Raw genomic sequence first — 14903 nt, 5'->3', positions numbered from 1 at the left:
TCTGGCGATTTTCACGTTGTGCCTCTGCGCGAGTGGTTGGCAAATGGAATTTATTGTTCGACCAGATACGGGCTCGTGCCGGCATTAACGGGTATACGGGATATTTCTTTACCCTTCGAAAACCCTGATATTAATTTTTTTAGTGCTGAAACCGTTGCCAGCTGGGCGTTCTTGATCTCGATCAAAAAGTCTCGGGTCGCCCGTAATTAAAGGGTTTATACGTGGAATTTGAAACCGGTTTTATTGGTGAAACAAGAAACGTCTTTTAACCAATAATCGTCTGATGATTTTGTTTCGATTTATGGATGAATAACGGAATTTCGTTTTCGACGAATTCCGGGAGGACGCCGATGCGGGTGCTCGGCGTGCGCCGCTCGATTGGCGCGATGGGAGGATTAACAGAGGCGGGCGCGCCATGTCGGCGCGCCCGACAAGCTCGCGGCGGGCGCCGCGAGCCGTGTGGGGTCAGAACGTGGTGCGCAACCCGGCCATCGCGCTGCGGCCGCCTTGCGGTGCGAAGCCGCGCACGACCGACGTCGAGTAGCGAATCTCCTGGTTCGTCAGGTTGTCGCCCCGCAGGTACGCGAGCCAGTGCGTCGGGCCGACGCGGAACTTGTAGGTCAGCATCACGCCGAGCGACGTGTAGCCGTCCGTCGAGAAGTCGTTGTCGGGCACGCGATGCTGCGACCACGCGTGCGTGACCTGCGCGCGCGCGCCGAACGGGCCGTAACCGTAGTCGGCCGCGAGCGTCGCGCGCAGCGGCGCGATGCGCGGCAGCGGCTGGCCCGTGTCGACGTTGCGCGCATGCGTGTAGTCGGCCGTCAGTTCGAGATCGACCGTATGGCCGCGTCGCGAGAACGCGCGCCATTTGCCGTCCAGCTCGATGCCGTAGAACTCGGCGCGCACGCCGCGATAGATCGCCTCGTTGAGCGAGCCGTCGGTGCCGGGTGCGACGGGTTCGCCGTCGTCGTTCACGACGCGGCCCGTGTTGTACTCGGTCAGGTAGTTCGAGAAGCGGTTGTAGAACACGCCGACGCTACCGCGGTTCGGCCCGCTCGCATAGCGCAGCGACAGGTCGGTCGACACGGCTTTTTCCTTCGACGCGTTCGGGTTGCCGATCAGGAACTGGCCGGTCGCATCGTGCGGGCCGTTCGAATACAGCTCGTAGAAGGTCGGCGCGCGTTCGGTGTACGCGACGTTCGCCGCGACCGACCATACCGGCGTCAGCGAGAACAGCGCGCCGGCCGACAGGCTGCCCGCGTTGAAGTCGCGCGGCTGCGCGCCCGCGAATTTCTCGACGCCGGCCGGATCGGGATCGACCTTCACATGCTCGAAGCGGCCGCCGAGGCTCAGCTTCAGCGCCGGGACGACCTGCCATTCCTCGAGGCCGAACAGCGCGACGCTGTTCGTGCGCGTGGACGGCACGAGCATTTCGTCGCCGAGCGCGGAGAACGTGTTCTGGCCGAACTGCACGCCGATCGCGCCTTCGAACGGGCCGATCTTGCGATGCCGCGCCTCGATGCGCGCCTCGTAGCCGCGATTGCGGAAGGTGGTCGCCGTTTCGCCGTTGTCGACTTCCTTGTGACGGTAGTCGGTGTAAGCGAAATCGAATTTCAGCTGCGTGAACGGCCCGCTCAGGTTGCGGATCTCGGACGCGAACGCGAGGCGTTCCTGCCGCATCCGCAGCCGCACGTCGCTTTCGGCGACGGAGCCGTAGTTCGATTCGTAACCGCTGTACGACAGGCCCGCGAACCCGTCGGCCCACGTGTACGACGCGCCGAGCGCGCCGCCATGCACGCGGCCGTCGCTGTTCGGCACGTTGCCTTCCGGCTGCGGCGTGTCGGGGCCGTCGATCGCGCGTTGCGGGCTGCTGCGCGCGTAACCGGGAATCCGCAGCTTGCTCGTTTCGCGGTCGAACGCGTCGACGTGGAACGCGAAGCGGCCATTGCCGCCTTCGACTTGCGCGGCACCGGCGCGCACGGAATTGGCGCCGCCGTAGCGCGCGTCGAGCGCGCCGGTCACGCCCTGGATCGCTTCGCGCGGGATCCGGTTGTCGATCGTGTTGACCACGCCGCCGACCGCGTTGCCGCCGTACAGCAGCGCGGCCGGGCCGCGTACGATTTCGATGCGTTCGATCGACAGCGGATCCTGCGGCACCGCATGGTCGTACGACAACGACGACGCGTCGTAGGCCGCGACGCCGTTCTGCAGCAGCCGGATCCGGTCGCCGTCCATTCCGCGGATGATCGGGCGGCCGACCATCGGTCCGTAGGTCGTGGTCGACACGCCGGGCAGCCCGTTGAGCGTTTCGCCGAGCGAATCGGCCTGGCGGCGCGTCAGCGCATCGCCGGAAAGCTGCACGGTCGGCGCGATCGGCTCGGTGTCGCCGAGCGGGTTCGCGGTCACGAAGATCGGCGCGAGCGGGGCGGCGGCCGGTGCCGGATTCGACGACGCGGGCGTATCGGTCTGCGCGTGGGCGACGGCGGCGAACAGCATCAGCGAAAGAGACGAGAGCGGGCGAAGCGGTAGACGAGGGAGGTCGCGCATGGTCGGTGAATCGGTTGGAATCGGATCGGATAACGAGCGATACGGGTCACCGCTGGATACGATATATTGTTGCGTCAATGACGCGCAGTGACCCGTTGGAACATGGCTCGGCGAGGCCCGGCCACCCACAGTGGAACAGCGTCGGGCGGACGAGCACCCGAAATGATATGTTATATCATTTCAAATTCCAAGCCGAATGGCAGGTTCCCGTCGGGTTTCTGTCGGATCGGTGAAAAGGGCGGCTGGAGCGGAGGGGCGATGGCGGGAAACGTGGGACGGGGTGCGCCGAGCGCATGAGGCGAGCGGCGATGTCCATGCGCCTGCACGTCGAGAGTGTGATAGATTTCCGGCGCGGCCAATGTGCCGCGAACGTTCTCAGGGCGGGGTGAAATTCCCCACCGGCGGTAATCGCGCGATTGCGCGTAGCCCGCGAGCGCTTGCCGGCACGCATGTGTCCGGCAAGGTCAGCAGACCCGGTTTGATTCCGGGGCCGACGGTTAAAGTCCGGATGAGAGAGAGCGGGGTTCGTTGCGTACGCAAGGTACGCGGCTTGTCCCTGTGCGCCCATTCAACTCACACAGGACCCATCGATGACCCAACTTGCTTCCCCCTCCCAAACTGCCGCGCCGCGTATCGCTTTTGTCCAGTCGTGCTGGCACAAGGAGATCGTCGACCAGTGCCGAAACGCGTTCGTCGACGGGCTCGCCAACGCGAACCTGAGCCAGGCGGATTGCGATTTCTTCGAAGTGGCAGGCGCTTTCGAAATTCCGCTGCATGCCAAATTGCTCGCGAAAACCGGCAAGTACGCGGCCATCGCGTGCGCCGGCCTGGTGGTCGACGGCGGCATCTATCGCCATGACTTCGTCGCGCAAGCGGTGATTTCCGGCCTCATGCAGGTGCAGCTCGAAACCGGCGTGGTGGTGCTGTCGGCGGTGCTGACGCCGCATCATTTCCACGGCGCCGAGCATGTCGCCTACTTCCACGAGCACTTCCTCGTGAAGGGCGCGGAACTCGCGCATGCCTGCGTCGATACGATCGGCAAGGTCGCGGCGCTGAAAGCGGAACCCGTGGTCGCTGCAATTCCGCAGGCTGCCTGACGCGTTGCGGTGTGCGTGCCGCCGCGTTGCCTGCGCGGCGGCACGCATGTCAGCTTTCGCGGGGTGTCAGCGAAGGCGGCAACGACACGATGTTGCCGCCTTCGCTCAGCGCTCTGCCGGAAACCGCTCCTGCAACGCGTGCAGCCAGCGCGCGACGACATCGAGTTCGTCGTCGGAAAACCCGTCGCACAGCTTGCCGTTCAGTTCGCGCAGCAGCACGCGCGCCCGCTTGAGCGCCGCGTGGCCTTCGTCGGTCAGGTACAGCCGCGTTGCGCGGCCGTCGTCGGAATCGGCATGACGCGTGATGAGGCCGGCCTTCGCCATCCGGTCGGCAAGGCCCGTCATCGCGGACGGCGCGAGCTGTAGCGCGGCGCCGACTTCGCCGATCAGCGCACCATCCTGCTTCGCGAGACAGAACAACGCGCCGGCCTGCGCGGCGCTCGCGCGCGTCTCGGTTTCGGCCTTGCGGTCGATCCAGCGCTGCACGCGCCGCTGGCCGATGTTCAACATGAAAAACAGTCGTCGGTCTTCGCTCAAGCTGGGTTCCCGGCTGCAATGGAAAGGGAGGGACGGCCCGCGGTGCGTGGCGTGTCGAGCGCCTGCGCGAGCCAGTCGGCGACGTCGGGCCACAGCACGGTGCCGGGCCGGCTGCGAAAGAAGCCCATGTGCCCGACCGGGCCGCTGCCCGCCGCGTGCGGATCGATCTGGCGGCGTTCGACCTTCGCGCGGGTCAGATAGCTTACCAGCAGGCCGATCGCGGCCGGGTTGGCCCACGGATCGTCGTTGAAACCGAGTGCGAGGATGGGCAACCGTTGCTTCGAGAAACGTTCGGCCGCGCCGAGCGTCGGATCGTCGAAGAAATAGTGCGGCAGCGTCGTCCAGCGGCTCCATTCGCGGAACACGCCGGCCGGCAGATCCTCGCCGAGCCCGAGCCGTTTGCCGGGCACGTAGCCGAGCAGCGCGGACATCAGCGGTCCGAGCACACGCAGGATCAGCCGTACCTTCAGGCGCTCGGCCGCCTGCGCGATCAGCCGCGTGCTGCCCGCATGCGCGGCGACGAGGACGGCGGCGCGCAGATGCGGCGTGCTTGCGGACAGCCCGATCGCATGCCCGCCGACGCTATGGCCGACCGCCAGCAGCGGCAACCCTTCATACGCCTGCCGCGCCCATGCGGTCGCGGCGCCCACGTCGAGCTCCATCCAGTCGCGCATGCGCGACCGCAGCGCGGCCAGGCGCGCGGGCCGCGATGCGCCGATGCCGCGATAGTTGTAGGTCAGCGCCGCGAAGCCGCGTTCGGTCAGGAAGCGTGCGAAGCCCGCATACAGCCGCTCGGGCACGGCCGTCGCCGGATGGATCAGCACCAGCGCGCGCGGCGCGGCGTCCGGCGACCACAGCGTGCCGTGCAGCACGTAGCCGTCGGCGGCCGAAAACTCGATGGGTTGGGCGGTCATGGGCGTCCTCGTTCCGGGTGGTTATTTCGTATGCGAAATATAGTCCGGGATTTATTTCGCGCACGAAATATCTATCGAGGAATCATTCGAACGACACGTGACGGAGGCCGGTGGCGAGCACGAGGGCGTGGTCGGTTGCTTCATAAAATATTTGCATCTTTCCATAGAAGAATATTGCGTTTGTCTCATGAAGTGGATCGACGTATCTTCATCGGTTGCATCGGTTGCATCGGTTGCATCGGTTGCATCGGTTTCGCCGGCCATCGCGCACGGCGGACAAAGGGTGCCGCCATCGCGCGGCAGCCTGCCAACCTTCCGGGAGATCACGTTGTTGAGCCGAATCGTCACGGCGCTCTTGCTGGCGCTTGCCGCGCAGCCGGGCATTGCCAAGGACACCGTCACGCTGCGCGTCGGTGAACAGAACTACTTCAACATCCAGGCCTCGATGGAGGCGTCCGGCGTGTTGAAGGACCTGCCGTACACGATCGAGTGGAAGCATTTCCAGGCCGCCGCACCCGTCGCCGAAAGCCTGAACGGCAACGCAATCGACGTCGGCTTCCTCGGCGATTCCGCGCTGCTGACGCTGGCCGCGCGCGGCGCGCCGGTCAAGGTCGTCGCGGTATCGCGGCAAAGCCTCGACGGCGTCGCGATCCTCGTGCCGAAGCATTCGCCGGTGCGTACCGTGGCCGATCTGCAGGGCAAGACCATCGCGGTCTGGCGCGGCGCATGGAGCCAGCAGCTCGTGCTGCGCGCGCTCGAACACGCGGGCCTGCGCGCCGATTCGGTGAAGTTCGCGTACCTGATGCCGATCGATGCGACCAACGCGCTCGCGAACGGCTCGGTCGACGCCGTGTCGCTGTGGGAGCCGTTCGTCAGCACGCTCGCCTTGCGGCAAGGCGCGCGGCCCGTGACGACCGCGCAGGGGCTGATGCCGGCGCTGAGCTTCGTCGCCGCGAACGAGCAGGCGGCGTCGGGCAAGCGCGCCGAGATCACCGATTTCCTGCGGCGCGTGGTGGCCGCGCGCCAGTGGGTCGACAGCCATCCGCGCGAGTACGCGGACCTGTGGGCGAAGCGCGCGAAGCTTGAACCCGACGTTGCGTACCGCTGGCTCAACAACGCGAAGCAGCGCGTGGGCCCGGTCGACGAAACGGCCGCGAAGGACGCGCAGAACACGGCCGACTTCCTGCACAAGGCCGGTGTGATTCCGGCTGCGTACGACACGTCGAAGCTGCTCGACCGCTCGTATGCGGGGGCGTTCGCGGCGCCTGCGCAGAAGACGGCCGCCGCGCAATGAGCGTGCGGCCATTGCCGCGATTCCCCATCGAACGCTAAGAGGACATCCCGACATGCCAGTCGACATCATCGGCATGATCACCGCGACACCCGGCGCGGAGGTCGACGTACCGGGCGGCGCGGCCGTCCAGCCCGACTACGTGCGCCGTTTCGCGCAGGCGCACGAGGCAGCGGGCTTCGACCAGATCCTGGTCGGCCATTTCAGCAACGCGGCGGACGGCTTCATCGTCGCGTCGTTCGCAGCGGCGGCGACCGAGCGTATCCGCATCCTGCTCGCGCACCGGCCGGGCGTGATCGTGCCGTCGGCCGCCGCGCGGCAGATCGCGACGCTCGACGTGTTCAGCGGCGGCCGGCTCGCGCTGAACGTCGTATCGGGCGGCGACGATACGGACCTGCAGCGCGACGGCGATTTCGTGCCGCACGATGCGCGCTACCGCCGCACCGGCGAATACCTCGACGTGCTGAAGCGGATCTGGCAGGCCGATGCACCGGTCGATCACGACGGCGCGTTCTACCGGCTGCGCGGCGCGTCGCCGCTCGTGAAGGGCGCGCAGCGGCCGCATGTGCCGATCTATTTCGGCGGATCGTCGCCGGCTGCGCTGACGGTCGCGGGTGAGCATGCGGACGTCTACATGACGTGGGGCGAGCCGCTCGACGCGGTGCGCGAGCAGATCGCGCGCGTGCGGGCCGCCGCCGCGCCGTTCGGGCGTGCGCCACGCATCAGCGTGTCGTTCCGGCCGATCGTTGCCGATACCGAGGCCGCCGCATGGGAGAAGGCCGAGGCGATCCGCGAGCGCGTGCGCGCGGCGCGGCTCGCGCATGGCCTGCCGATCGCAGGCCATGCGCCGCAGAATGCGGGTTCGCAGCGGTTGATGGCGGCCGCCGCACAGGGCGACGTGCTCGACGAGCGGTTGTGGATGGGCGTCGCGAACCTGACCGGCGCGCGCTGGAATTCGACCGCGCTGGTCGGCACGCCGGAACAGGTTGCGCGGGCGTTGGGCGCGTACTACCGGCTCGGCGTATCGACGTTCCTGATTCGCGGGTTCGATCCGCTCGACGATGCGCTGGCCTACGGGCGCGACCTGATTCCGGCGATACACGCGCAGATTGCGGAACTCGACCGGTATCGGGCGGCGGTGCCGGCGTAAATCGACAAGCCGTCGCTTGAATCGCCCCGGCATGTCCATCGCGGCATGCGGGGGCGATTGCCTTCATGCTTCAGAACGACGGCAACCCCGGCGGATTGGTTTCCGCACGCGCGATGGCCTCGCTCTGCAAGCCCCAGCGTGCGAGCGCCTGCCCGTAGCGGCCGCTGCCGATCAGCGCATTCGTCGCGAGCGTCAGCGCCGGTGCGAGCCCGCTGCCGCGGCGCGTCGCGATCGCGACGTCGGCATTGGCGGGCCAGCCCGCATTGACGACGCCGACGCGGCGGATCTTGCCGCTGCGCGCGGCCTCGTACGCGAGCGACGCGTTCGGGTTCAGCTCCGCATCGGCGCGGCCCGACAGCAGCGCGACACGTGCCGTGGCATCGTCGTCGAAATAGAGCAGTTCGGCCGGCTTCAGCCCCTGCGCGACGTTGCGCTTGCTCCATTCGAGCAGGATGCGCTCCTGGCTCGTGCCGGCGCCGGTGATGATCCGCAGGCCCGCGACGTCCTTCGGCTCGGCGATCTTCTCGATCGGGCTGCCGGTGCGCACATAGAAGCCGTGCAACCCGAGCCGGTAGGTCGTGAAGTCGTATTTCTCCTTGCGCTTCTCGGTCACGCCGACGTTCGAGATCACTGCGTCGTACTTGCCGGACGCCAGCCCCAGCGGCCAGTCGGCCCATGCGATCGGTACCAGCACGAGCGTGCGTCCGAGTGCGTCAGCGACGAGCTGCGCATAGTCGGGATCGGCGCCGACCACGGTACGCGCGTCGGTCGCGTAGGTCGATACGGGCGGCGCATGCGGTGAAATCGCAACCGTGAACGCGCCGTCGCGCACCCAGTGGTAGCCGCTTGCCGCATGAATTGCCGCGTCGTCGCGCCCGGCACGCAGGCGGCCGGCCTGGCGCGGGTCGAGATCGGCCGTTGCGGCAGCGGCGTGCGCGGCTTGCCACGGCAGGACGGCTGCCGCAGCCAGCGCGGCGGTGATGAACTGGCGCCGGTCGGTCATCGCGCGGGCCCTCGCAGGTTGGTGGCGATGCGCATCACAGCACCCGCGACAGGAACGCGCGCGTGCGCGGATGCGACGGCGCGTCGAGCACGACGGCCGGCGGCCCGGCCTCGACGATGCGACCGCGCTCCATGAACAGTACGGTGTCCGCGACTTCGCGGGCGAAGCCGATCTCGTGCGTGACGATCACGAGCGTCGTGCCCGAGCGCGCGAGTTCCTTGATCACGTCGAGCACTTCGTTGACGAGTTCGGGATCGAGCGCGGAAGTCGGTTCGTCGAACAGCAGCACCTTCGGACGCAACGCGAGCGCCCGCGCGATCGCGACGCGCTGCTGCTGACCGCCGGACAACTGGCGCGGGTACGCATCGGCTTTATCCGCGAGGCCGACACGCGCGAGCAGCGTGCGCGCCGTGCGTTCGGCTGCGTCGCGCGTCGCGCCGCCGACGGCGACCGGTGCTTCGATCAGGTTTTCGAGCACCGTCAGGTGCGGGAACAGGTTGAAGTTCTGGAACACCATGCCGACGGCCGTGCGCCGCTTCAGCACGTCACGCTCCTTCAGCTCGTAGAGCACGTCGCCGTCGCGGCGATAGCCGAGCAGTTCGCCGTCGATGTCGATGAAGCCGTCGTCGACGCGTTCGAGATGGTTGATCGTGCGCAGCAGCGTCGACTTGCCGGAGCCCGACGGCCCGACGATCACGGTCACGCTGCCGCGCGGCGCGACGAACGAGACGTTGTCGAGCACGCGCTGCATGCCGAACTGCTTCGACACGCCGTGCACGGCCACTTCGCCGCCGGTGCGCGACGCGGCGGTAGCGGCGCCGGCACCTGCATACGCATCATCGCTTTCGGCCGGTGCGATCGATGCGGCGCGGCGCGGGATGACACGCTGCCACAGCACGCCGATACGCGCGAGCGCGAACGTGAGCACCGACGGCGGCGGATTGCGCAACGCACCGCGCGCATAGTGCCGCTCGACCTGCACCTGGATCGCCGACAGCACGGTCAGGATGATCAGGTACCAGACGGTCGCGACCATCAGCAGCGGAATCACTTCGAGATTGCGCCGGTAGATCACCTGGACCGTGTAGAACAGCTCCGGCATCGCGAGCACGTACACCATCGACGTGCCTTTCGCGAGCATGATCAGGTCGTTGAACGCAGTTGGCAGGATCGCGCGCATCGCCTGCGGCAGCACGATTCGCGTGGTCTGGCGGCCGCGCGGGAGCCCGAGCGCGGCCGCCGCTTCGAGCTGGCCCTGGTCGACCGCGAGAATGCCGCCGCGGATCACTTCGGCGGAAAACGCCGCATGGTGCAGCGTGAGGCCGAGCACGGCCGCGAGGAACGGGCTGATCAGGTCGGTCGTCGGCGTCTCGAACCACACGATGCCGGTGAACGGTACGCCGAGCCGCACATGCTCGTACAGGTAGCCGAGGTTGTTCAGGATCAGCAGCAGCACGATCAGCGGTATCGAGCGGAACAGCCACACGAAGGTCCATGCGCTTGCGGACAGCAGCCGCGAACGCGACAGCCGGGCCAGCGCGACGAACGCGCCGAGCACGAGGCCGAATACCGCGCCGAGCAGCGTCAGCACCAGCGTGCGCGCGAGCCCCGACAGCACCGGCGGCGACAGGAACCATTCGGCGAACACCGGCCAGCCCCATTGCGGGTTGCCGAGGATCGAATGCAGCGTGATCGCGATCAGCACGAGCGCGAGCACGGTGCCGGCCGTGCGCGACCGGTGGCGCGCGGGCACGATCCGGAAACGCGTGCCGGCGTCGCGCGCGACGGGGGAAGAGAGCGGCGGCAGCGCGCCGCCGAGATGGGTCGTGTCGCTCATGGTTTCTGGAATTCCTCGAATCTGTCGGGCAGGCGCGCCGCGCAGGGGCGGCGCGGTGGCGTCACGCGTGTGCTTCGGCCGCCGTTTCGTGCGCGGCGCCGGGCGTCGCGTGGCGGCTCGCCTTGCGCGGCAGGCCGAGGTGGTCGCGCAGCGTCGAGCCGGGCAGGTCGCGGCTGTAGCGGCCGCGCGCCTCGAGCGCCGGAATCACGAGTTCGACGAAATCGTCGACGCCTTGCGCCTGCACCGGAAAGCCGAGGATGAAGCCGTCGCCGGCGCCCGCGTCGTGCCAGCGGATCAGTTCGTCGGCGACGTGCTCGGCCGTGCCGATGAAGTTCGGGCGCGGCGTGGCGACCGCGAGTGCCGTCTCGCGCAGCGACAGGCCTTTCTGCTTCGCGTCGGCCTTGATCCGGTCGGTGGTCGAGCGGAAGCTGTTGCGGCCGAGCTCGCCGAGTTCCGGGAACGGCGCGTCGAGCGCGTACTGCGTGAAGTCGTGGTGGTCGAAATAGCGGCCGAGGTACGCGAGCGCCTCGTCGATCGTCAACAGGTCGCGGATCGCCTGGTACTTGTCTTCCGCTTCGGCGGCCGTGCGGCCGACGATCGGCCCGACACCGGGGAAGATCTTCACGTCGTCGGCCTGGCGGCCGTGATCGATCGCACTCTGCTTCACGCGCCGCGTGAATGCGGCCGTTTCCTCGAGCGACGGCGAATGCGTGAACACGGCGTCCGCGTATTTGCCTGCGAGGCCGATCCCGGTGTCGGACGAACCGGCCTGGAAAATCACCGGCTGCCCCTGCGGCGAGCGCTGGATGTTCAGCGGGCCCGCGACCTGGAAGAAGCGGCCGTGGTGATCGAGCGTGTGGAGCTTGTCGCGATCGAAGAAGCGGCCGGTTGCGCGGTCGCGCACGAAAGCGTCGTCGTCCCAGCTGTCCCACAGGCCCTGCACGACGTCGAGGTACTCGTCGGCGATCTCGTAGCGCAGTTCGTGATCCGGGTGCGCCTTGCCGAAATTCTTCGCGGTGCCTTCGAGCGGCGTCGTCACGACGTTCCAGCCCGCGCGGCCGCCGCTGATCGCGTCGAGCGACGCGAGCTGGCGCGCGACCGTGAACGGCTCGCTGTACGACGTCGAGATCGTGCCCGCAAGCCCGATCTTCTTCGTCGCGACCGCCAGCGCCGACAGGACGGTCAGCGGCTCGAAGCGGTTCAGGAAGTGCGGGATCGACTTCTCGTTGATGTAGAGGCCGTCCGCGACGAACGCGAACGCGATGCCGGCCGCTTCCGCCTTGCGCGCGACGCCGATCGCGAAATCGAGGTTGATGCTCGCGTCCGGCGGGTTGCTCGGATGCCGCCATGCATTCATGTGGCTGCCTGCGCCTTGCAGCATCAGGCCGAAGGGGATCGATCGTCGGGTCGTCATGGGAGCGTCACGCGTTCTGGTCAGGGGAGAAGGAGCGGTCGGCCGCGAGGGCCGCCTGCAATGGCGTGGCCGACAGCGCGCCGCCGAGCCATTCGGCCGATGCCAGCCGCGCCGCGTAGTCGGTCACCGGGGAATCGATCACGAACGCGTCGACGTCGAGCCGCCGGCTCAGCGTGTCGAGCGCGCGGTGGATGCGCTCGGGCGTATCGGCCAGGACCGTCGGGCGCAACTCGTCGATCCGGTAGTCGGACGCGCCGCTTTGCCGTGCGAACTCGGCGGCCGCCTGCGCGCTGGCGAGGTTGAAGCTCTGGCCGCCCGCGAACTGCAGCTTGAAGATCTTCAGCGGCCCGATCAGTTGTTCGGCAGCGTCGCGTGTCGGCGCGGCGACCGCGTACAGTGCGACGAGCGGTTTCGTGCCGCCTGCGCTTCGATACGCATCGAGCGAGCGTTCGAGATTCGCGTCGTCGCCGTTGAAATGCCCCGCGTAGCAGAAGCGCCAGCCGTTGCGTGCGGCGAGCGCACCGCTGTCCGGCGAGCCGCCGAGCAGGATGCGTTCGGGCAGTTGCGGCGGCACCGGCATCGCGACCGCGCCGGCGAGCGGATGATCTTCCGCGACGCCCCAGCCGAGAAACGCGTCGAGCTCGGCGAGCTGGCCCGCGAAGTCGGGCTTGCGCGCCTTGTCGTGGAACCACTGCAGCGCGCGCGTGGTCAGCGGCAACCCGCCGGGCGCCTTGCCGATGCCGAGATCGACCCGGCCCGGCGCGAGCGCGGCCAGCAGCTTGAACGTCTCGGCGACCTTGAACGGGCTGTAGTGCTGCAGCATCACGCCGCCCGAGCCGACACGGATGCGCGACGTATGCGCGAGCAGGTGCGCGACGACGACTTCCGGCGCCGAGCTGGCGAAGCCCGGCGTGCCGTGATGCTCGGCGACCCAGAAGCGTTCGTAGCCGAGCTGTTCGGCACGCTGCGCGAGCGTCGTGGTGAAGCGCAGCGCGTCGGCGGCGGTCGCGCCGTCGGCGATCGGACTCTTGTCCAGCAGCGAAAGCGAATAAGACATGATGGGCGGCGTTCCTGCGTAAGCGTGGATGGACGGTGGGCGGGCGCGGCGTTCAGCTCTTCGGCAGCCCCGGCGGATTCGTGCGCGACTGGTCGATCGCCTCGGACGCGAGATTCCAGCGGTCGAGCACCTGCTGGTAGCGTCCGGTCTTGATCAGCCCGTTCAGCGCGACGGTCAGCGGATCGGCCAGGCCACTGCCGCGGCGCGTCGCGATCGCGATGTCGGCCGTGCGCGGCCAGCCGCCGCTGATCGCGCCGACGAGCCGCGTCTTGCCTTGCTGCGCGCTCTGGTACGCGAGCACCGAGTTCACGCTGAACACCGCGTCGGCGCGGCCCGACTGCACGGCGACGATGCGCATCGCCTGATCGTCGTAGTACTGGATCTGCACGGGTTTCAGCCCGTGCGCGACGTTCTCGCGGTCCCAGGCGAGCAGGATCTTTTCCTGATTGGTGCCGGCGTCGGTCACGATGCGCAGCCCCGCGACGTCCTTCGGCTCGCGGATCGCCTGGATCTTGCTGTCGTTGCGCACGTAGAAGCCGACCTGGTCCTTGCGGTAGGTCGAGAAATCGAGCTTCTGCTTGCGTTCCTCGGTGACGGTGACGTTCGAGATCACCGCGTCGACTTTCCCCGATTCGAGCGCGAGCGGCCAGTCGGCCCAGGCGAGCGCGACGATCTTCAGCTTGCGGCCGAGGCTGTCGGATACGAGCTGGCCGATGTCGGCGTCGAAGCCGATTACCGTGCGTGCGTCGGTCGCATACGAGCTGATCGGCGGCAGGCTCGGCGCGATGCCGATCGTCAGCGTGCCGGGTTCGGCGAACTTGAACGATGCGGGCACCGCGCGTTCGACCGCTGCGTCAGCCGTGCCGCGCGGACGGCCGCGCTGTTCGGGGCTCAGGTCGAACGTCGCAGCGGTGGCCGCGGCTGCGGCGGCGAATGCGGTCAGGCCGATCAGCGTGGCGGCCAGCGTGCGCGCGGCACGGGAAGAAAGCGATACGGCTCGTTGCATGAAAACGTCCTGTCGTGGAAAGCGGAGGGTGCGAGGTGAAATGCGGGGCGTTGCGCCGTCAGCGCGGCAGCGCCGGTTCCGGCACCGGTGCCCACAGGTCGGCGAGCGTCGACGTGCGTGACGGATCGACGAGATCCTTGCCGAACCGCAGGTGGAAATACGCTTCGGGGTCGATCGACGAATCGAACAGCCTCGTATAGCCGGTGCGGTCGTAGAGCGCCCACGCTTCGGGCTGGCGAAAGCCGGTGGTCAGGTAGAGGCGGCGGTAGCCCTGCTGCGCGGCGCGCAGTTCGAGCGCCGCGACGATGAGCCGTGCGAGGCCCTGGCGACGCAGGTCGCCGTGTGTCCAGATGCGCTTGAGCTCGGCGGTCTGTGCGTCGTAGCGCTTGAACGCGCCGCCGCCGACCGTTTCGCCGTCGCGCAGCAGCAGCACGAACGCGCCTTCGGGCGGTGCGAACAGTTCGGCCGGATAGCGCGCGAGTTCGTCGCGGGCGGACGCGCGGCTGTCGGGGCGGTACGCGTCGTAACGGGTCGAATACTCGTCGATCAGCGCGTCGATCAGCGGCTGCGCGCGGACGTCGAGCGGCGTCGTATCGATGATGCGGTCGTTCGTGGCCATGGGCATCGCGAAGGGCGCACGATGCGGACGTTCCTGGCGGGGTGCGGGCACGCGGCCCGTCCGGTCTGTTCCGCTATCGCGACATTGTTGTCGTGATGGCGGCGGCCGCTGTGCATCCTGCGATGCGGTTGGCGGGCCGCCGCCGTTTTGAACACGTTAGCGGCGCGGCCGGCAAAGGCGAACGAAGCAATTTCGATAAGGATTTCGCGGGAAGCGTCAGAAGGCTTGCAGGGGGCGCGGGGTGGGGCGAGGAGAACGGGGCGGTGGGGAGCAGCGCCCGTTCGGCGTGCGGGCGACGCATATGAACGCCGCGGATCGGCAGGGTGTTGTTGTTTCGATGGTCCGCCGGCCATGCCGATTCGAGACTGTCTCTTCAGGGGCGCGAGCGCCCGGCCGCGACCCGCCGCCTCGGTGGCGGCGGTCCTGATCGA

Annotated in this window: 12 protein-coding genes and 1 riboswitch; of the genes, 3 read left to right on the top strand and 9 right to left on the bottom strand. The window is 68.0% G+C overall.

Annotated features, from left to right (window positions below; translation table 11 throughout):
- Positions 1-465: 465 nt before the first annotated feature.
- Complete coding sequence (locus tag OHZ10_RS26980; RefSeq protein WP_342704901.1) at positions 466-2547, bottom strand: TonB-dependent receptor; 2082 nt, start codon at positions 2545-2547, stop codon at positions 466-468.
- 367 nt (positions 2548-2914) lie between these two features.
- A riboswitch (FMN riboswitch) is annotated at positions 2915-3071 on the top strand.
- 66 nt (positions 3072-3137) lie between these two features.
- On the opposite strand from OHZ10_RS26980, the gene OHZ10_RS26975 reads away from it, so the two are divergent.
- Positions 3138-3644 carry a 6,7-dimethyl-8-ribityllumazine synthase gene (locus OHZ10_RS26975; protein ID WP_174992128.1) on the top strand — a complete coding sequence of 169 codons (507 nt, stop codon included), beginning with the start codon at positions 3138-3140 and terminating at the stop codon, positions 3642-3644.
- A 105-nt stretch (positions 3645-3749) separates the two neighbouring features.
- On the opposite strand, the gene OHZ10_RS26970 is transcribed toward OHZ10_RS26975, so the two are convergent.
- Entirely contained in the window at positions 3750-4181 is a 432-nt protein-coding gene (locus tag OHZ10_RS26970) for a MarR family winged helix-turn-helix transcriptional regulator (RefSeq protein ID WP_059240503.1), read from the bottom strand.
- Positions 4178-5095, bottom strand: a complete 918-nt coding sequence (locus OHZ10_RS26965) for an alpha/beta hydrolase family protein (RefSeq protein WP_174992129.1) — start codon at positions 5093-5095, stop codon at positions 4178-4180. Before OHZ10_RS26965 ends, OHZ10_RS26970 begins: the two co-directional genes overlap by 4 nt.
- A gap of 328 nt (positions 5096-5423) precedes the next feature.
- Here OHZ10_RS26965 and OHZ10_RS26960 point away from each other — a divergent pair, with 328 nt between their 5' ends.
- Positions 5424-6389: an ABC transporter substrate-binding protein gene (locus OHZ10_RS26960; RefSeq protein ID WP_256086351.1), complete on the top strand. Its 966-nt coding sequence runs from the start codon at positions 5424-5426 to the stop codon at positions 6387-6389.
- Positions 6390-6441: 52 nt separating this feature from the next.
- Positions 6442-7536, top strand: a complete 1095-nt coding sequence (locus OHZ10_RS26955; RefSeq protein ID WP_059240505.1) for an LLM class flavin-dependent oxidoreductase — start codon at positions 6442-6444, stop codon at positions 7534-7536.
- 70 nt (positions 7537-7606) lie between these two features.
- Here the strand turns inward: OHZ10_RS26955 and OHZ10_RS26950 are convergent, their stop codons facing one another.
- The 6 genes from OHZ10_RS26950 to OHZ10_RS26925 form a co-directional block, all read right to left on the bottom strand.
- A complete protein-coding gene (locus OHZ10_RS26950; protein ID WP_059240506.1) occupies positions 7607-8539 on the bottom strand; it encodes an ABC transporter substrate-binding protein in 933 nt (310 codons plus the stop codon).
- Positions 8540-8573: 34 nt separating this feature from the next.
- Positions 8574-10376 (bottom strand): amino acid ABC transporter permease/ATP-binding protein, encoded by a 1803-nt coding sequence (locus OHZ10_RS26945; RefSeq protein ID WP_342704897.1) that lies wholly within the window; start codon positions 10374-10376, stop codon positions 8574-8576.
- Between the two features lie 61 nt (positions 10377-10437).
- Complete coding sequence (locus OHZ10_RS26940; RefSeq protein ID WP_342704895.1) at positions 10438-11790, bottom strand: LLM class flavin-dependent oxidoreductase; 1353 nt, start codon at positions 11788-11790, stop codon at positions 10438-10440.
- Between the two features lie 7 nt (positions 11791-11797).
- Positions 11798-12847, bottom strand: coding sequence for an LLM class flavin-dependent oxidoreductase (locus tag OHZ10_RS26935; RefSeq protein WP_342704893.1), 1050 nt, complete (start codon positions 12845-12847; stop codon positions 11798-11800).
- Between the two features lie 52 nt (positions 12848-12899).
- Positions 12900-13853 carry an ABC transporter substrate-binding protein gene (locus OHZ10_RS26930; RefSeq protein ID WP_342704891.1) on the bottom strand — a complete coding sequence of 318 codons (954 nt, stop codon included), beginning with the start codon at positions 13851-13853 and terminating at the stop codon, positions 12900-12902.
- A 58-nt stretch (positions 13854-13911) separates the two neighbouring features.
- A complete protein-coding gene (locus OHZ10_RS26925) occupies positions 13912-14472 on the bottom strand; it encodes a GNAT family N-acetyltransferase (protein WP_256086354.1) in 561 nt (186 codons plus the stop codon).
- Positions 14473-14903 lie beyond the last annotated feature (431 nt).

The sequence above is a fragment of the Burkholderia arboris genome (genome assembly GCF_038723655.1).
Classification (GTDB): Bacteria; Pseudomonadota; Gammaproteobacteria; order Burkholderiales; family Burkholderiaceae; genus Burkholderia; species Burkholderia arboris.
This window is presented reverse-complemented; position numbering and strand designations above follow the sequence as displayed.